Raw genomic sequence first — 18,636 nt, forward strand, 5'->3', positions numbered from 1 at the left:
CTCAGCGCGTTCGCCGGCATCCTGCTGACCCTGCAGAACGCGTCGGTGAGCTACAGCGCCGGCACCGGGCTCGAACTGAACGTGGTCGCGATCGTGCTCTTCGGCGGCGTGTCCATCTTCGGTGGGCGCGGAACCATCGCCGGCGTCGTGCTGTCGGTGATCATCGTCGGCAGCCTGCAGATGGCGCTCACCCAGATCAACGTCTCGGCCGACAAGCAGAACATCGTCACCGGCGTCCTGCTGCTCATCAGCGTCATCGTGCCCAACGGCGGCGAGGCGCTGCGTCGGATGCGGGAGCGAGTTCGGCGGCGCGCCGCACCCCGGCCGCACTGAACTCGGCACGTGCGAGAACACGACAGTCCCATCACCGCTTCATCCACCGAGGGAAGGGCAACACCAATGACCGGAAACCGGACGGCGCGCCGCGTCGCCACCGCGGCACTGTCCGTGGTGCTCGCCGGCGGCGTTCTGGCCGCCTGTAGTTCCACGTCGAAGAACAAGAGCGGCAGCACCGGGGGTGCGAAGCCCGGCGGGTCGTCGTCCGGCGCGTCCGGCGGGTCGGGCGGCATAAAGAAGGGCCTGAAGGTGTACTTCATCCCGAAGGACACCCAGAACCCCTACGAGGTGCTCGCCGACAAGGGTGGCCAGAAGGCGCTCAGCGAACTAGGTGGGTCGGTGACGGTCAGCAGCGGCACGGCCGACACCGCCGCCGCCCAGTTGCCCTCGATCCAGGCGGCGATCCAGGCGAAGGCCGACGCTATCGTCATCGCCGCCAACGACCCGTCGGCGCTGTGCCCCTCGCTGAACCGAGCGGCCCAGCAGGGCATCAAGATCGTCGCGTTCGACTCCGACATCGCCTGCGGCAGCAGCCCCAACCATCTGTTCATCAACCAGGCCGACACCAAGCAGATCGGGACGTCGGAGGTCGACCTCCTGGCCAAGCAGATCAACTCCACCGGTCAGATCGCGATCCTGTCGGCCGCGGCCAGCGCGACCAACCAGAACGCGTGGATCAAGTACATGAAGGAGCAGTTGACCAAGTACCCGAAGATGAAGCTGGTCTCGACCGTCTACGGCAATGACGACCCGGCGACGTCGCTCACCGTGCTGCAGGGTCTGCTCTCCGCCTACCCGAACCTGAAGGGCATCATCTCGCCCACCACGGTCGGGATCTCCACGGCCGCCCAGTACCTCTCCACCCACAAGGACATCGCCAAGCGGGTGGTGCTGACGGGGCTGGGCCTGCCGTCGCAGATGCGCAAGTACATCAAGGACGGCACCACCCAGTCCTTCGAGCTGTGGAACCCGTCCGACCTCGGCTACCTGGCCGGCTACGCCGCGGCCAGCCTGGCTTCGGGCACCGAGCTGAAGGCGGGCGCGACGTTCACGTCCGGCAAATTGAACAAGACGTACACGATGGCCGCCGGTGCCGGTGAGCTGTCGGTGATCCTCGGGCCGCCGACCGTGTTCGACAAGTCCAACATCGACCAGTTCAACTTCTGATCGACTGAACGGCGTCGACACATGGCCCGGTACTGCTTCCAGCTTCAGGTCCGTCCAGAACTTCTGGACGAGTACCGGGAGCGGCACCGGGCCGTGTGGCCGGACATGCTCCGCGCGCTGCGCGACACCGGGTGGCGCAACTACTCGATCTTCGCCCGGGCCGACGGCCTGCTCGTCGGTTACGTCGAGGCCGACGACCTCGACGCCGCCCAGCAGGCGATGGCCCGCACCGAGGTCAACGAGCGCTGGCAGGCCGACATGAGCAAGTACTTCGTGGGCCTGTCCGGCCGCGGACCGGACGAGTCCTTCGTTCTGCTCGAGGAGATCTTCCACCTCGAGGACCAGTTAGGGAGTTCCTCATGAGTGCAGTGGTCCAAGCGGCCGGGCTGGAGCGCATCACGGTGCGGCGCACCAAGATCGGTCTGGTCGCCGGCGGCCTCGGTGCGTACTGGCCGCAGTTCCCGGACCTGTTGCCGCAGCTGCAGGCGTCGGCGCGACGCGTGTCCGAACGCATGCGGGCGCTGGACTGCGACGTCGTGGACGCCGGCTTCATCTCCGACGCCGAGGACGGTGCCCGGGCCGCCGAGCAACTGCGCGTCGCCGGGTGCGACCTGATCGTCGGTTTCCTGACCACCTACATGACCGCCTCCATGCTTGCGCCGATCGCACAGCGCAGCGGTGCGCCGATCCTGCTGATCAACCTGCAACCGACCGAGGCGATGGACCACGCCACGTTCGACACCGGGCAGTGGCTGGCCTACTGCGGCGCCTGCCCGCTGCCCGAGATGGCCAACACGTTCCTGCGTCTGGGCGTGCCGTTCCGTTCCGTCTCCGGTTACCTCGAGGACGAGCGCGCGTGGGCCCGGATCAGCCGATGGATCAAGGCGGCCGGGGTCCGCGGCGCGCTGCGCACCGGCCGGCACGGCCTGATGGGTCACCTGTACCCCGGGATGCTCGACGTCTCCACCGACCTGACCCTCGTGCCGGCCAACTTCGGCGGGCACATGGAGGTCCTAGAGTTCGACGACCTGCGCGTTCGGGTCGACGCGGTGTCGGATGCCGACGTCGACCAGCGCATCGCCCTGGCCCGTGACGTGTTCGAGGTCGACGACTCGGTCGTCGACGACGACTTCCGCTGGGCCGCCAAGGTGTCCCTGGGCCTGGACCGGCTCGTCGACGATTTCGCGCTGCACAGCCTCGCCTACTACCACCGCGGGCTCGAGGGCGAACAACACGAGCGGCTCGGCGCCGGAATGATCCTGGGCGCGTCGCTGCTGACCGCGCGCGGCATCCCGGCGTGCGGCGAGTACGAGCTGCGGACCTCACTCGCCATGCTCATCGTCGACCGGCTCGGCGGCGGCGGCTCGTTCACCGAGCTTCAGGCGCTCAACTTCAACGACGACGTCGTCGAGATGGGGCACGACGGCCCCGCCCACCTGGCCATCGGCGAGCGCCGCCCGCTGCTGCGCGGCCTCGGCGTCTATCACGGCAAGCGCGGTTGGGGAGTGTCGGTCGAGTTCGACGTGAAGCACGGCCCGGTCACCACGTTCGGCATCGCCCAGCAGCGCGACGGCGCGTTTCGCTTCGTCGCGTCCACCGGCACCGTTGTCCCCGGACCGGTCCTGCAGATCGGCAACACCACCTCTCGCGTCGACTTCGGCGCCGACCCCGGCGAGTGGGTCGACACCTGGAGCGCTACCGGCATCTCACACCACTGGGCACTGGGGATCGGCGACCTGTTGCCCGACCTGCGGGCGACCGCTGACCTGCTCGGGGTCGAGCTGGTCGAGGTCAAGCTCTGAGTCCCGCGCTGACGCGCCTACGCAACGAAAGCAGGTCAGACATGGTCGACGGCGAGGCCGTCAAGGCGGTGCTGCGCACGCAGCGCGTCGAGCTCCCGTCCTGGGCGTTCGGCAACTCGGGAACGCGCTTCAAGGTGTTCGCCCAGCGGGGAGTGCCGCGCGATCCCTTCGAGAAGATCGCCGACGCCGCGCAGGTGCACCGCTACACCGGTGTCGCCCCGTCCGTCGCGCTGCACATCCCCTGGGACAAGGTCGCGGACTACGCCGTCCTGGCCGCCGCGGCGAAGGACCTCGGCATCGAGCTCGGCACCATCAACGCCAACGTCTTCCAGGACGACGACTACATGCTCGGCAGCATCACCAACCCCGACCCGCGCATCCGGAGCAAGGCGCTGAACCACCTCTACGAGTGCGTCGACGTGATGGACCAGACCGGATCGCGCGACCTCAAGCTGTGGTTCTCGGACGGCACCAACTACCCCGGCCAGGACAACATCCGGGCGCGGCAGGACCGGCTGGCCGAAGGTTTGCAGGCCGTCTACGAGCGCCTGGGCGAGAACCAGCGGCTCATCCTCGAATACAAGCTGTTCGAGCCGGCGTTCTACACGATGGACGTGCCGGACTGGGGCACCTCGTTCGCCCACTGCCTGCAGCTCGGCGAGCGCGCGAAGGTGTGTGTCGACACCGGGCACCACGCGCCGGGCACCAACATCGAGTTCATCGTCGCCTTCCTACTGCGGGCCGGGAAGCTCGGCGCCTTCGACTTCAATTCGCGCTTCTATGCCGACGACGACCTGATGGTGGGCTCGGCCGACCCGTTCCAGCTGTTCCGGATCATGTTCGAGGTGGCGACGGCCGGCGGCTTCGCAGAGGACACCGAGATCGCGTTCATGCTCGACCAGTGCCACAACATCGAGCCGAAGATCCCGGGCCAGATCCGGTCGGTGATGAACGTCCAGGAAGCGACCGCGAAGGCGCTGCTCGTCGACCTCGAGGTGCTGGACGCGGCCCAACGAGCTGGTGACGTCCTCGGCGCGAACGCCGTCCTGATGGACGCTTACAACACCGACGTCCGGCCCCTGCTCGCCGACCTCCGTTCCGAGCAGGGGCTGGACCCCGACCCCATGGCGGCTTACGCCGCGTCCGGCTACGCCGAGCGCATCGTCGCCGAACGCGTCGGCGGCCAGCAGGCCGGCTGGGGGGCTTAACACCACCAACCCTCGCGTCGCTCACGCTTCGGCGGGGACCCCGAAAAGAACAACCGGCAAGGATGACATGACACAACCAAGCACCGTCGATCAGTTGATCGCCCGATCCAACCGGTTGGGCGCCGACCCGCGGAACACGAACTACGCGGGCGGCAACACGTCGGCGAAGGGGACGGCGACCGACCCCGTCACCTCCGAGCCGGTCGACCTGATGTGGGTCAAGGGCTCCGGCGGCGACCTCGGGACGCTGACGCCGGCCGGCTTGGCGGTACTGCGGCTCGACCGCCTGCGCTCACTGGTCGACGTCTACCCCGGCGTCGAACGCGAGGACGAGATGGTGGCCGCGTCCGACTACTGCCTGCACGGGAAGGGGGGCGCGGCGCCGTCGATCGACACCGCCATGCACGGGCTGGTCGACCGGGCGCATGTCGACCACCTGCACCCCGACTCCGGCATCGCGCTGGCCACGTCGGCCGACGGCGAGCAGCTCACCGCCGAGTGCTTCGGCGACCGCGTGGTCTGGGTGCCCTGGCGCCGGCCCGGATTCCAGCTCGGCCTCGACATCGCCGCGATCGCGCGGACGAACCCGCAGGCGATCGGCTGCGTACTCGGCGGCCACGGGATCACCGCGTGGGGGGCGACGAGTGACGAATGCGAGGCGAACTCCCTCGAGATCATCCGGGCCGCCGAGGCGTTCATCGCGCAGCGTGGGCGGCCGGACCCGTTCGGTGCGGTCGTCGTCCAGGCGTTGGCGGCCGACGAGCGGCGGGCACGAGCCGCCGCGCTGGCGCCGGTCCTGCGCGGGCTGGCCTCGACCGATCGGCCGCAGGTCGGCCACTTCACCGACGCCGACGTCGTGCTCGACTTCATCAGTCGAGCCGAGCACCCGCGGCTGGCCGCGCTCGGCACGTCCTGCCCGGACCACTTCCTCCGGACGAAGGTGCGGCCGATGGTGCTCGACCTGCCACCGACCGCCCTGCTGGCCGACGTGATCGCCCGGCTGAAGGAGCTGCACGCCGCCTACCGCGACGACTACGCGGCGTACTACCAGAAGTACGCCACCGCCGAATCACCGGCGATGCGCGGCGCCGACCCGGCGATCGTCCTGGTGCCCGGCGTCGGCATGTTCAGCTTCGGCGCCAACAAGCAGACGGCGCGAGTGGCGGGCGAGTTCTACGTCAACGCGATCAACGTCATGCACGGAGCTGAGGCGATCTCGACGTACGCGCCGATCGACGAGTCGGAGAAGTTCCGCATCGAGTACTGGGCCCTCGAAGAGGCCAAGCTGGCCCGGATGCCCAAGCCGAAAGTGCTGGCCACCCGGGTCGCCCTTGTGACCGGTGGTGGATCAGGCATCGGCCGCGCCATCGCCCACCGGCTCGCGGCCGAGGGCGCATGCGTGGTGGTGGCTGACCGGGACGCGTCCGCGGCGGCGTCGGTGGCGGCCGAGTTGGGATCAGCCGACGTCGCGGTCGCGGTGACCGTGGACGTCACCGATGAAGCGGGCATCGCCGCGTCGTTCGCGGCGGCCGCGCTGTCGTTCGGCGGCGTCGACCTCGTCGTCAACAACGCCGGGTTGTCCATCTCCAAGCCGCTGCTCGAGACCTCGGCGGCCGACTGGGACGTGCAGCACGACGTCATGGCCCGCGGGTCGTTCCTCGTCGCCCGTGAGGCGGCGCGCGTGATGCAGGCGCAGGGGATGGGCGGCGACATCGTCTACATCGCGTCCAAGAACAGTGTCTTCGCCGGCCCGAACAATGTGGCTTACGGGGCCGCGAAGGCCGACCAGGCGCATCAGGTGCGGTTGCTCGCAGCCGAGCTCGGCGAACTGGGGATCCGGGTGAACGGCGTGAACCCCGACGGCGTCGTCCGCGGTTCCGGCATCTTCGCCGGTGGCTGGGGTGCGCAGCGGGCAGCGGTGTACGGCGTCGCCGAAGAGGACCTCGGCGCGTTCTACGCGCAGCGCACGCTGCTCAAGCGTGAGGTGCTGCCCGAACACGTGGCCGACGCGGTCTTCGCCCTGACCGGTGGCGACCTGTCGCAGACGACCGGTTTGCACATCCCGGTCGACGCGGGCGTGGCCGCCGCGTTCCTGCGCTGACCGGACGAAGGGAGCACGAGTGGCAGCGGGCGGATCCTTCGCGGCGGTGGACCTCGGGGCGTCGTCGGGTCGGGTGATGGTCGCCGACGTCGGCCGCGACGATGTCCACCTGCGCGAGGTGCACCGGTTCGCCAACCGGCCGGTGCGGCTGAACGGCACCCTGCACTGGGACGTGCTGGCTCTCTGGGCGGGCGTGGTCGACGGCCTGCGCATCGCGGGGCGCGAGGCGAACCCGCTGGCCGGGATCGGCGTCGACTCGTGGGCGATCGACTACGCGCTGCTCGACGCGGACGGGGCACTGCTCGGCAACCCGGTGCACTATCGCGACGCCCGCACCGACGGCGTCGCCGACGCGGTCGCGCAGGTCATCACGCCCGAGGAGCTGTACGCGGTGACCGGGGTACAGCGGTTGCCGTTTAACACCGTCTATCAACTGGTCGCCGCTCGGGACAGCTGGGCGCTGCGCAACGCGGCGGCGCTGCTCATGATCCCGGACCTCTTCGCGTACTGGCTCACCGGTCAACGCACCGGCGAGGTCACCAACGCCTCGACCACCGGCCTGTTCGACGTGCGTTCGCGCACCTGGTCGGCCGAGCTGGTCAAGCGGCTCGACCTGCGGGCGGATCTGCTGCCCGAGGTCGCTGAACCCGGTGTCCGGATCGGCATGCTGCTGCCGTCGGTGGCTGCGGAGTGCGGGCTGGCCGACGTCCCGGTCTGGACGGTGGGTTCGCACGACACCGCGTCGGCCGTGCTCGGCGTCCCGGCGGCCGACGACCGGTTCGCCTACATCTCATGCGGCACCTGGTCGCTGGTGGGCGTCGAGCGGCCGGCACCGGTCACGTCGGAGGCGGCGCGGCTGGCCAACTTCAGCAATGAACTCGGGGTCGACGGGACCGTGCGTTTCCTGCGCAACGTGATGGGGCTGTGGCTGCTGCAGGAGTCGCTTCGGACCTGGGAGCGCAGCGGCGTATCGGCGGAGCTTCCGGCATTGCTGGCCCAGGCCGCTGCGCTGCCGGCCGGCCGCAGCGTCATCGACCCCGATCGGCCGGAGTTCCTGCCGCCCGGGGACATGCCGGCGCGTTTGCAGGCCGAGTGCCGCCGGACGGACCAGCCGGTGCCCACGACCCCCGCTGAGATCACCCGCTGCATCCTCGACAGCCTGGCCGCGGCCTACCGCCGGACGGTACGGGAGGCCGCCGAACTCGCCGGCGCACCGGTCGAGGTCGTGCACCTGGTCGGCGGCGGGGCGCAGAATTCGCTGCTCTGCCAGCTCACCGCCGACGCCTGCGGGCTGCCGGTGATCGCCGGGCCGGTCGAGGCGGCGGCGTACGGCAACGTGCTCGTGCAGGCCCGCGCCGCCGGCGTGCTGAGCGGGGGGTTGAGCGACCTGCGCGCGCGGGTGCCCCACACCGACAGCGTCACCTACCGGCCGCGCTGACGGTTCGCTCGTGCGGGCAGCAGAGGATGAGGGTGATGCGCTGCGCTCGTCCTGGCGGTCAGGGTGCATCACCCTCGGGCGCATCACCGTCAGACGCTTCCGAGTGCCCGTCGCAGCTGGTCGGCCACGAGGGGTTCCTCGGTGCGGACGACGACACTGGGGTAGCGCAGCACCAGTGCCCCGGCCAGGGACAATTCGTTCTGTCGGAGCTGGTCGTCGAACCACCGGCGTGGCGCCAGATGGACTGCGCCGTCAACCTCGACGACGACCCGACGCCCGCCGGGCAACGTCCATTCCGCGTCGAGGTAGCGCCGGCGCCCCGACCGTTCTCGGCGGACCTGCTGCAGCGCCGGCCCGGGTAGCCCGTTGCGCCGGCACAGGCGGACGAAATCGATCTCGCTGAGCGCGTGCGCGCCCATCTCGATGTCGTCGAGGGCGAGAAGCAGGGCCCGGTGATGCCGCGCGGTCGGGGCCGCATCGACCGCGCATCGCAGCAACGGCACGGTGGTGAGCCGCTGCTGGACGACTGCTGCCACCAGGCCGCAGGCGGTGCGCGCGTTCGGCAGGTCCCTCGCGGCCAACGTCACCGCGGGCTCGATCCGCTGGCAGCGCAGGTTGCGGTGAAGCGCGGCCGGATCGAGGCGGCGCGCCCGGTACAGCACGAGAGGAATGGGTAGCTGCGGCAACCGGGTGCCGGCCGGCGCGAGAACGTACGCGGGGTCCCGTTCCCAGCCCACCAGGCCGCGACGTTCCGCGGCGGAGAACGACGCGAGCACCGCGCGCGGGCCACAGTTCAGCACCGCAACCTCCCACGTCTCGGCGTGGGTCAGCTCGCCGTTGCCCAGAACGACGGCTCGGCCGATCGCGCGCCAGCGGTTCGCGGCCACTCGAGCGGTGATCTGGGACCGCGTGCACCCCCGCGCGATCAGCTCGGCGCGCGTGTAGACGCCCGGGCCGATCTGGTCGGCGGTCCGGACTGCGCGCGCAGCTGCCTGGGTGAGCACGTCAGGCAGCGTGCAGTTCGCGTACGGCGCCTCGCACGGCCGGATGCCAACCTGTGGACAGTTCCCCTCGCTGTGGACAACCAGGGCCGGCGCGAAGCGTTACGCACCGTGGCCGCCATGGCGGTCAGGGGGCATCACGCTTGGGGTTTGGCCGCGGGGCGTCACGGTTTGTCCGACGTGGCCCGGTTGGGTCGTCATGGCGGTCAGGGCGCATCACGTTTGTGCCGAGATCGTCCGCGCACAACGATCTGATTTCGACGGGCGCCCCTGTTCCAGCGAGCGCCTGCGAGGGATTACGGTGCTCGGATCACCCCGGTCACGTCGGGGGTCGGGGAAAAGCCCCGATTCGGGCGCAGCCGGGTTTCGACGAAGGTGAGGGGATTGATCTTGCGCGCACTGCGTGGGATGAAGGTAGGAGCCCTCGTGGTGAGCGCGTCGCTTGCGCTCGCGGCGTGCGGCAGCAGCGGTGGCGGTGGCGGCAAGTCCTCCGGAGCCGGCGGCGGTTCGTCGCCGGCCGGTGGGGCGAGCAAGCCCCCTGCGAAGACCATCAAGGTCGGCATGGCCTACGACGTCGGCGGCCGCGGCGACAAGTCGTTCAACGACTTGGCGGCGGCGGGCCTGGACAAGGCGAAGACGACCCTCAGCGTGCAGACGAAGGAGCTCGCCGCGACCCAGGGCGAGAGTGAGCAGGCCAAGGAGAGCCGGCTCACCCTTCTCGCCCAGCAGGGCTACAACCCCGTGGTCGCGGTCGGATTCGCGTACGCAACGGCCGTCGGCAAGATCATCAAGCAGTTCCCGAGCACGAAGTTCGCGCTGATCGACGACGACAGCGTGAAGGGCCCGAACCTCGAGAGCCTTCTCTTCACCGAGAACGAGAGCTCGTTCCTCGTCGGTGTTGCCGCGGCGCTGGCGACCAAGACCAAGAACGTCGGCTTCATCGGCGGCGTCAATGAGCCGCTGATCCAGAAGTTCCAGGCCGGCTACCAGGCCGGGGTGCACGCGATCGACAAGTCGATCAAGATCCAGGTCAAGTACCTGACCCAGCCACCGGACTTCGGTGGCTTCGGTGACCCGGCCAAGGGCAAGACGACGGCACTCGGCATGTACAACGCCGGAGCCGACGTGGTGTACCACGCAGCCGGTGGTTCCGGTGCGGGACTGTTCGACGCCGCCAAGGCGGTCAACAAGCTCGCCATCGGCGTCGACTCCGACCAGTACCAGTCCGCCCCGGCGGACGAGAAGAGCCTGATCCTGACCTCGGCTCTGAAGGGCGTCGACACCGCGGTGTTCGACTTCATCAGCGACTACACCAAGGGGCAGTTCCAGGCCGGCTCCAAGCGGTTCAGCCTGAAGGACAACGGCGTCGGTTACGCGACGTCGAACCCGAAGATCGAGCCGTTCAAGGCGAAGATCGAGGAGTTCAAGGCGAAGATCATCAGCGGCGCGATCACGGTTCCCACCACGATCTGACCGCACAGTTCGGACTGGTCCGGGACGGCGCGGTATAGCGTCGCCCCGGACCGTTTCTCATTCCCTTGGATGGTGTGTGCAGCGATGGAGCCGGACAGCTCCGCCGACGTCGGCCAGGACGTGGGACCGGTCGCGACCGCAGCCCCGGCCGTCGTACTGCGCGGGATCACCAAGCGCTATCCCGGCGTGGTGGCCAATCAGGACATAAACCTCACCGTTCGCCGCGGCGAGGTGCACGCCATCGTCGGCGAGAACGGCGCCGGCAAGTCGACGCTGATGAAGACGCTCTACGGCATGCACAAGCCGGACGAGGGCGAGATCGAGGTCGACGGGCGCCCGGTGAACTTCTCGACCCCCAGCGACGCCATCAAGGCCGGCATCGGCATGGTGCACCAGCACTTCATGCTGGCCGACAACCTGACCGTCCTCGAGAACATCGTGTTGGGCGCCGAACCGTCGCGCGGCGGCCTGCTCGACAAGCCGGCAGCCCGCCGGCGCATCCGGGAGATCTCGGACGCCTACGGCCTCGACCTGGATCCGGACGAGCTAGTGGAGGACCTCGGCGTCGGGGCGCGCCAACGCGTCGAGATCTGCAAGGTGCTCTACCGCGGCGCCCGCATCCTGATCCTGGACGAGCCGACGGCAGTCCTGGTGCCGCAAGAGGTCGACGAGTTGTTCGGCAATCTGCGGGAGCTGAAGTCCGAAGGGCTCACCGTCCTGTTCATATCGCACAAGCTGGACGAGGTCCTCGCCGTCGCCGACGAGATCACGGTGATCCGGCGAGGTACCACTGTCAGCACGGTCGACCCGAGCCACACGACGGCGCGCCAGCTCGCCGAACTGATGGTGGGCAGCGAGCTGCCGGTACCGGAGCTGCGGGAATCCACCGTCACCGACGTCGCGGAGCTGACCGTCGAGGGTCTCACCGTCCGCACGGCGACGGGACGGGCGGTGCTCACCGACATCGGGTTCACGATCCACAAGGGCGAGATCGTCGGGATCGGTGGCGTCGAGGGCAACGGTCAGGCCGAGCTCGTCGAGGCGGTCCTCGGCCTGCGGCCCGCGGCCGCCGGACGGATCCTGTTGGGTGACCGCGACATCACCCGCTGGACGACGCGGCGCCGCCGCGAGGCCGGTATCGGCTACATACCGGAGGACCGGCACCGCCAGGGCCTGCTGCTCGAGGCGCCGCTGTGGGAGAACCGGATCCTGGGCCACCAGACCGAGAAACCGAACGCGCGAGGTCCGCTCATCTCGGTGGCCGCGGCCAAGCAGGACACCGCCCGCATCGTCGCCGAGTTCGACGTCCGCACACCCGGCATCGACGTCACCGCCGCGTCGCTGTCCGGCGGCAACCAGCAGAAGCTGGTCGTCGGTCGGGAGATGAGCGGACACCCGAGCGTGCTCATCGCCTCACACCCCACCCGCGGCGTGGACGTCGGGGCACAGGCCGCCATCTGGGACCACCTGCGCGCCGCGCGGGCCGGTGGGTTGGCCGTCCTGCTCATCTCGGCCGACCTCGATGAGCTGATCGGCATGTCCGACACGCTGCACGTGATCCTGCGGGGGCGGCTCGTGGCCGAGATGGACCCGAAGACCGTGACACCGGTCGAGCTGGGCGCGGCGATGACCGGAGCCGACAGCCGGGGATCGGGCACCGTTCCTGCCGCCGAGGGTTCGGCGTCGTGACCGCTGCCGTCCGGCGTCGCGCCTCCACCCGCGAGGTAGCCCATCGGCTGTCGCTCGCCCTCGCCGCCGCCCTGCTCGCCTTGGCATTTGCCGCGCTCATCACCGCGGTCGTGCTGCAACTGACCCATCACAACGCCTACGACGCGTTGAAGAAGATGGTCGACTACGGCACGCAATCCGATCAAATGGCCGCGATCGTCAACCAGGCGACCACCTACTACCTTTCTGCGGTTGCCGTCGCCATCGGCTTCCGGATGAACCTGTTCAACATCGGCGTCGACGGCCAGTACCAGCTGGCCGCGTTGCTCGCCGCCGCGTTCGGGGGCGAGGTCGCGCTGCCCAACGGCCTGCACCAGCTCGCCATCGTGGTCGTTGCAATGCTCGTCGGCTCGTTTTGGGCCGGGATCGCCGGCGTGCTCAAGGCGACCCGCGGGGTCAGCGAGGTCATCTCCACGATCATGCTGAACTTCATCGCCGCGGCGGTCATCGCCTACCTGCTCACACCGAAGCGTTTGGGTCAGCTGTCCGGTGAGAACCTGACCACCAAGCCCATCAACGGCTCGGGGCAGGTGCGCGGCATCGCGCTGATCCCGGGCGCCCACACCAAGGTGTTCGGCCTCGTCTTCCTCGCGGTCATCGTCGGCGTCGGCTTCCACTTCCTGATCACCCGCACCCGGTTCGGCTTCGACCTGCGCGCCACCGGGCGCTCGGCCTCGGCGGCCCAGGCGAGCGGCGTCAACGTCAAACGGATGGTCATCATCGCGATGCTGCTGTCCGGGGCGGTGGCCGGGCTGGTGAACATGCCGGTTCTGCTCGGCGACGCCCACAACTACTCGCTCAGCACCCCGTCCGGCATCGGCTTCACCGGAATTGCCATCGCGCTGCTCGGCCGCAACAACCCGCTCGGCATCGTCTTCACCTCGCTGCTCTGGGCCTTCCTGGACACGTCGTCGAACATCCTGCAGATCAGCAACATCCCGACCTCGGTCGTCGCCATCACCGAGGGGGTCGTCGTGCTGTCCGCGGTCGTCGCCTACGAGCTCGTCCGCCGGTTCGGCCTCAAGCGCCAGCAACGCCGGGTCGGCGAAGAGATCGCGGAGCCGACGACCGATCCGGCCGCCGGGACGGAGGTGATCGAGGCATGACCATCCGCGATGCCTCGGCCGACGTCGTCCCGACCTCGAGCCTGCGGGCCGACCGCCGCACCGCCGCCGTCAACCGCAGCGCCACGCGGCTGATCCTGGCCGCATTGATCGGGCTGGCGGTCGTGAGCCTGACGCGCATCGTCAGCGGCGAGCAGAACCTCACCACCGGCGGCGCCATGGGGGCCGCGATCAACTCCGCGATCCCGATCATGCTGGCCGGTCTCGGTGGTCTCTGGTCGGAACGCTCGGGCGTCGTCAACATCGGCCTCGAGGGCCAGATGATCCTCGGCACCTGGTTCGCCGCCGACTTCGCCTTCAAGTCGGGCAGCCCGTGGATGCTCATCGTCGGCGGTCTCGTCGGCGGTCTCATCGGCGGGATCCTGCATGCGATCGCCACCGTCGGGTTCGGCGTCGACCAGATCATCTCCGGCGTCGCGCTCAACCTGCTCGCGCCCGGCATCACGAAGTACCTGGCCGGCATCTACTTCACGAAGGCCGACGCGATCAAGGCCGGCGGCGGCCCCACCCAGTCGCCGAAGGTGCATGCCTTCACCACCCTCAACTGGCACGGCGCATCCTCATGGCTGACGAAGGTTCAGCACCACCACTGGTTCCTGATTTCTGACCTCGCCGGCCTGTTGGACGGCATCGTCACGTCGCTCAATGTGTTCACCATCATCGCCTTGCTGCTGATCCCGCTGACCTGGTTCGTCCTGTGGCGCACGGCGTTCGGGCTCCGTCTGCGCTCGTGCGGCGAGAACCCCACCGCGGCCGAGACGCTGGGCGTCAAGGTGTACACGATGAAGGCCAGCGCGGTGATCGTCTCGGGCGCGCTGGCCGGGCTGGCCGGTGCGTTCCTCGTCGACTACACCGGCATCTACCGCGAGAACCAGACGTCGGGGCGGGGCTACATCGGCCTGGCCGCGATGATCTTCGGCAACTGGCGCCCGGGTGGCCTGCTCGCCGGTTCCAGCCTGTTCGGTTACACCGACGGCCTGCAGCAACAGAACGGCGGGACCACGATCCACGCGCTGTTGCTGCTGGTCGCGATCCTGCTCGCCGTCGCGGGCGGCTACGCCCTGTACCAGAAGCGGATGGTGGCCGGAGTGGTGGCGATCGTGGTCGCCGCCCTGGTCCTCGTCTGGTACCTGACGACCGACAGCATCCCGTCGGAGTTCGCCACCTACAGCCCGCAGATCATCACCCTGTTCGTCCTGGCCATCGCGTCCCAACGACTACGCATGCCCGCGGCCGACGGCATCCCGTGGCGGCGGGGACAGGGCGCGTAGGAGTGCCGCTCGACCTCGACCTGACGGCGTCTGCGGTGGTGGACGACCCGTACCCGTACTTCGCCGCCGCGCGGACCGACGCGCCGGTGCAATGGCACGACGGGCTCGGGATGTGGTTGACGTTCACGCACGCGGCCGCCAACGCCGTGCTGCGCTCCCGCTCCCTCGGTCGCCTGTGGTCCCCGCGGGACCCGGCGCAGCCGATGCCGTTCTTCGAACTCATCCACGTGAACTCGCTGCTGGAGAACGAGCCGCCCACCCACACCCGGCTGCGGCGGCTCGTGGCCGGCGCCTTCGCTCGTGGGCACGTGGAGCGGCTGCGCCCGCGGATCGCCGAGCTGGCCGACCGGTTGGCCTCCGACGTGGCGGAGGCCGGCGCCGAGGGCGGCATCGTCGACCTGATCCCGCTCTACGCCGAGCCGCTGCCGGTGCAGGTGATCGCCGAACTGCTGGGCGTGCCCGAGTCCGACTGGCCGCTGTTGCGGCCGTGGTCGAACGCGATCGTCAAGATGTACGAGTACGCGGTGACCGACGCCCAGCGGGAGGCGGCCGAGCGAGCGTCGCGGGAATTCGTCGAGTACCTCCGCGACCTCGTCGCGCGGCGGCGCACGCAGCCGGGCGAGGACCTCGTCACGTCCCTCATCGCCGAGACCGACGCCCACGGCACCCGGCTGAGCGAGGACGAGCTCGTCACGACCTGCACCCTGCTGTTGAACGCCGGGCACGAAGCGACGGTCAACGTGGTCGGCAACGGAATGACCGCGCTCCTGACGCACGGGGACCAACTCAGCCGACTGCGCGCGGACCCGGCGCTGGTGCCGGGCGCGGTCGAGGAACTGATCCGGTTCGACTCGCCGCTGCAGTTGTTCGAGCGGACGGCGACCGCCGACACCGAGGTCGCCGGGGTGCTCGTCGAGTCGGGGACGAAGATCGCGGCTCTGCTGGGTGCGGCGAACCGCGATCCGGCGGTCTTTGCCGAACCCGAGCGATTCGACGTCGCCCGAGCCGACAACCCGCACCTGGGCTTCGGCGCGGGCATCCACTTCTGCGTCGGCGCTCCGCTCGCCCGGGTGGAGCTGCAGGCCTCGCTGGCCACGCTGCTGCGCCGGTTCCCGGCACTGGCCCTGGCCGAGCCGCCGCAGCGGCGCCCCGAATTCGTCATCCGCGGCGTCCGATCGCTGCCCGTCACCGTCCACTGAGGAGAAACATGACCGAGATCGACTGGCCGGCCCTGCGCCGGCTCGCCCTTGAGGCGATGGGCCGCGCCTACGCCCCGTACTCGCAGTTCCCGGTCGGCGCCGCGGCGCTCGTCGACGACGGGCGGACGGTGGCCGGCTGCAACGTCGAGAATGCCTCCTACGGGCTGGGTCTGTGCGCGGAGTGCGGGCTGGTGTCGGCGCTGCACGCCTCGGGCGGCGGCCGGCTCGTCGCGTTCGCCTGTGTCGATTCGCGCGGCGACGTGCTGATGCCCTGCGGGCGCTGCCGGCAGTTGCTGTGGGAGCACGGCGGCCCCGACCTGCTGCTCGACACCCCTGAGGGTGTCAAGTCGATGATCGAGGTCCTGCCGCTCGCGTTCGGACGCGAATCCCTTGGCTGAGTCCACCGCCTTCGATGTCGTCGACATCATCCGGACGAAGCGTGATGGCGGGGAACTGAGCGATCCGGAGATCGACTGGGTGATCGCGGCCTACACGCGCGGCGACATCGCCGACGAGCAGATGTCGGCGCTCGCGATGGCGATCCTGCTGAGGGGCATGACCGCTGTCGAGATCGCGCGCTGGACGGCCGCAATGATCGCGTCGGGGGAGCGGCTCGATCTGTCGTCGGTGCCGCGGCCGACCGTCGACAAGCACTCGACCGGCGGTGTCGGCGACAAGATCACCCTGCCGCTCGCGCCACTGGTCGCCGCCTGCGGAGCGGCGGTCCCGCAGCTGTCCGGCCGCGGCCTCGGCCACACCGGTGGCACGCTCGACAAGCTGGAGTCGATCCCGGGATGGCGGGCAGCGCTCAGCAACGAGGAGTTCCTGGCCCAGCTGTCGACGGTCGGCGCTGTTGTCTGCGCGGCCGGGGACCAGTTGGCGCCGGCCGACCGCAAGCTCTACGCGCTGCGTGACGTCACCGGCACCGTCGAGTCCATTCCGCTGATCGCGTCGTCGATCATGAGCAAGAAGATCGCCGAGGGCTCGTCCGCCCTCGTCCTCGACGTCAAGGTCGGCACCGGCGCGTTCATGAAGTCCGAGGCCGACGCCCGGGAACTTGCCCGCACGATGGTCGAACTCGGCGCCGCGCACGGTGTGCAGACGGTGGCTCTGCTCACCGGCATGTCCACCCCGCTGGGACTCACGGCCGGCAACGCGCTGGAGGTCCGCGAGTCGCTCGAGGTCCTGGCCGGTGGCGGACCGTCCGATGTCGTCGAGCTGACGCTCGCGCTGGCGCGGGAGATGCTCACCTGCGCCGGGCTGACCGACATCGATCCGGCCGACGCGCTGCGTGACGGTCGGGCGATGGACGCCTGGCGGGCCATGATCGCCGCGCAGGGCGGCGACCCGGCCGCGACGCTGCCGGTCGCGCGCGAGACGCACGTCGTGACCGCGCCGGCGACGGGGGTCCTGAGCCGGCTGGACGCGCTCGCCGTCGGTGTCGCCGCGTGGCGGCTCGGTGCCGGACGGGCCCGCAAGGAAGACCCCGTGTCGGCCGGAGCGGGGATCGTCCTGCACGCCAAGCCGGGCGACGAGGTTCGCGCCGGCGAGCCGTTGCTCGAGTTGCACGCGGACGATCCCGCCCGCTTCGAGCGGGCACTGGAGGCGTTGCACGGCGGCTACGAGGTCGGCGCGACGCCGACCCTGGCGCCGCTGGTCATCGACCGGATCGCCTGATCAGTCGGCCTCGCGATGTGGGATTGTGGCGGCATGCCAGTCGCGCTCGATGCCACGTCCATCCCCACCGCTCCGAAGGTCCTCCTGCACGATCATCTCGACGGCGGGCTGCGCCCCGCGACGATCATCGAGCTCGCCGACCGGATCGGCTACCGCGCGCTGCCGAGCACCGATGCGACCGAGCTGGCTGCGTGGTTCCGCGAGGCGGCCGACTCGGGGTCCCTCGAGCGCTACCTCGAGACGTTCGCGCACACGGTCGCGGTGATGCAGACCGTCGCCGGTCTCTCGCGGGTCGCCCGCGAGTGCGTCGAGGATCTCGCCGCCGACGGCGTGGTCTACGCCGAGGTCCGGTGGGCACCCGAGCAACACGTCGAGGGTGGCCTCACGCTGGAGCAGGTCGTCGAGGCGGTCCTGTCGGGCTTCCGTGAGGGCGCGGCCGTCGCCGCGGCCGCCGGTCGCTCGATCCGGGTCGGCGCCATCGTCACGGCCATGCGGCACGCCGCCCGATCCCGCGAGATCGCCGAACTGGCCGTGCGCTACCGCGACGACGGCGTGGTCGGCTTCGACATCGCCGGCGCCGAGGCCGGATTCCCGCCGAGCCGGCACCTGGACGCGTTCGAGTACCTGCGGCGGGAGAACTTCCACTTCACCATTCACGCCGGCGAGGCGTTCGGGTTGCCGTCGATCTGGGAGGCGATCCAGTGGTGCGGCACCGACCGGCTCGGGCACGGCGTGCGCATTGTCGACGACATCACCGCCGGCGGGCGTCTCGGCCGGCTGGCCCAGTACGTGCGCGACAAGCGCATACCGCTCGAGATGTGCCCGTCGTCGAACGTGCAGACCGGGGCCGCCAAGTCGATCGCCGAGCACCCGATCGGATTGTTGCGCCGCCTGCAGTTCCGGGTCACGGTCAACACCGACAACCGGCTGATGAGCGGTACCTCGATGAGCCGCGAGATGACGCTGCTGAGCGAGGCGTTCAACTACCAGTGGGCCGATCTGCAGTGGTTCACCATCAACGCGATGAAGAGCGCGTTCATCGGCTTCGACGACCGGCTGGCGATCATCAACACCGCGATCAAACCGGGCTACGCGGCGCTCATGGCCTGAC

16 protein-coding genes are annotated in these 18,636 nt (G+C 69.7%); 15 read left to right on the forward strand and 1 reads right to left on the reverse strand.

Translation table 11 applies throughout. The annotated features are described in order from the left end of the window. From ABR571_RS01940 to ABR571_RS01970, 7 genes are all read left to right on the forward strand, one after another. Positions 1–333, forward strand: a 333-nt coding sequence (locus tag ABR571_RS01940) for an ABC transporter permease subunit (protein WP_409451498.1), incomplete at its 5' end; no start/stop codon positions are given. A 66-nt stretch (positions 334–399) separates the two neighbouring features. Next, the gene (locus ABR571_RS01945; protein WP_409451499.1) at positions 400–1,503 is read left to right on the forward strand and encodes a substrate-binding domain-containing protein; all 1,104 of its coding nucleotides are present in this window, start codon (positions 400–402) and stop codon (positions 1,501–1,503) included. Between the two features lie 21 nt (positions 1,504–1,524). Then, a complete protein-coding gene (locus tag ABR571_RS01950) occupies positions 1,525–1,866 on the forward strand; it encodes an L-rhamnose mutarotase (RefSeq protein ID WP_409451500.1) in 342 nt (113 codons plus the stop codon). Next, complete coding sequence (locus ABR571_RS01955; RefSeq protein ID WP_409451501.1) at positions 1,863–3,305, forward strand: arabinose isomerase; 1,443 nt, start codon at positions 1,863–1,865, stop codon at positions 3,303–3,305. Before ABR571_RS01950 ends, ABR571_RS01955 begins: the two co-directional genes overlap by 4 nt. Positions 3,306–3,346: 41 nt before the next feature. Next, on the forward strand, positions 3,347–4,513 hold the full coding sequence (rhaI, locus tag ABR571_RS01960) for an L-rhamnose isomerase (RefSeq protein ID WP_409451502.1): 1,167 nt from the start codon (positions 3,347–3,349) through the stop codon (positions 4,511–4,513). A gap of 67 nt (positions 4,514–4,580) precedes the next feature. Then, positions 4,581–6,614, forward strand: coding sequence for a bifunctional aldolase/short-chain dehydrogenase (locus ABR571_RS01965; protein WP_409451503.1), 2,034 nt, complete (start codon positions 4,581–4,583; stop codon positions 6,612–6,614). Between the two features lie 76 nt (positions 6,615–6,690). Then, the gene (locus tag ABR571_RS01970; protein WP_409451567.1) at positions 6,691–8,052 is read left to right on the forward strand and encodes a rhamnulokinase; all 1,362 of its coding nucleotides are present in this window, start codon (positions 6,691–6,693) and stop codon (positions 8,050–8,052) included. Between the two features lie 89 nt (positions 8,053–8,141). Here ABR571_RS01970 and ABR571_RS01975 read toward each other — a convergent pair whose 3' ends face one another. Then, a complete protein-coding gene (locus ABR571_RS01975) occupies positions 8,142–9,056 on the reverse strand; it encodes a hypothetical protein (protein ID WP_409451504.1) in 915 nt (304 codons plus the stop codon). 396 nt (positions 9,057–9,452) lie between these two features. Between ABR571_RS01975 and ABR571_RS01980 the strand changes: the two genes are divergently transcribed. The 8 genes from ABR571_RS01980 to ABR571_RS02015 all read left to right on the forward strand — a co-directional run bounded on the left by ABR571_RS01980 (position 9,453) and on the right by ABR571_RS02015 (position 18,635). Beyond that, complete coding sequence (locus tag ABR571_RS01980) at positions 9,453–10,526, forward strand: BMP family protein (RefSeq protein WP_409451568.1); 1,074 nt, start codon at positions 9,453–9,455, stop codon at positions 10,524–10,526. 84 nt (positions 10,527–10,610) lie between these two features. Next, complete coding sequence (locus tag ABR571_RS01985; protein ID WP_409451505.1) at positions 10,611–12,215, forward strand: ABC transporter ATP-binding protein; 1,605 nt, start codon at positions 10,611–10,613, stop codon at positions 12,213–12,215. Further along, the gene (locus tag ABR571_RS01990; protein ID WP_409451506.1) at positions 12,212–13,360 is read left to right on the forward strand and encodes an ABC transporter permease; all 1,149 of its coding nucleotides are present in this window, start codon (positions 12,212–12,214) and stop codon (positions 13,358–13,360) included. The genes ABR571_RS01985 and ABR571_RS01990 overlap by 4 nt, the downstream gene beginning before the upstream one ends. Further along, positions 13,357–14,649 (forward strand): ABC transporter permease, encoded by a 1,293-nt coding sequence (locus ABR571_RS01995; protein ID WP_409451507.1) that lies wholly within the window; start codon positions 13,357–13,359, stop codon positions 14,647–14,649. The genes ABR571_RS01990 and ABR571_RS01995 overlap by 4 nt, the downstream gene beginning before the upstream one ends. Positions 14,650–14,651: 2 nt before the next feature. After that, entirely contained in the window at positions 14,652–15,848 is a 1,197-nt protein-coding gene (locus ABR571_RS02000; RefSeq protein WP_409451508.1) for a cytochrome P450, read from the forward strand. An 8-nt stretch (positions 15,849–15,856) separates the two neighbouring features. Next, complete coding sequence (locus ABR571_RS02005) at positions 15,857–16,246, forward strand: cytidine deaminase (RefSeq protein WP_409451509.1); 390 nt, start codon at positions 15,857–15,859, stop codon at positions 16,244–16,246. Then, the gene (locus tag ABR571_RS02010) at positions 16,239–17,525 is read left to right on the forward strand and encodes a thymidine phosphorylase (protein WP_409451510.1); all 1,287 of its coding nucleotides are present in this window, start codon (positions 16,239–16,241) and stop codon (positions 17,523–17,525) included. Before ABR571_RS02005 ends, ABR571_RS02010 begins: the two co-directional genes overlap by 8 nt. Before the next feature lie 33 nt (positions 17,526–17,558). Next, a complete protein-coding gene (locus ABR571_RS02015; protein WP_409451511.1) occupies positions 17,559–18,635 on the forward strand; it encodes an adenosine deaminase in 1,077 nt (358 codons plus the stop codon). Position 18,636 lies beyond the last annotated feature (1 nt).

It is taken from the genome of Jatrophihabitans sp. (assembly GCF_046262535.1).
Taxonomy (GTDB): domain Bacteria; phylum Actinomycetota; class Actinomycetes; order Mycobacteriales; family Jatrophihabitantaceae; genus Jatrophihabitans.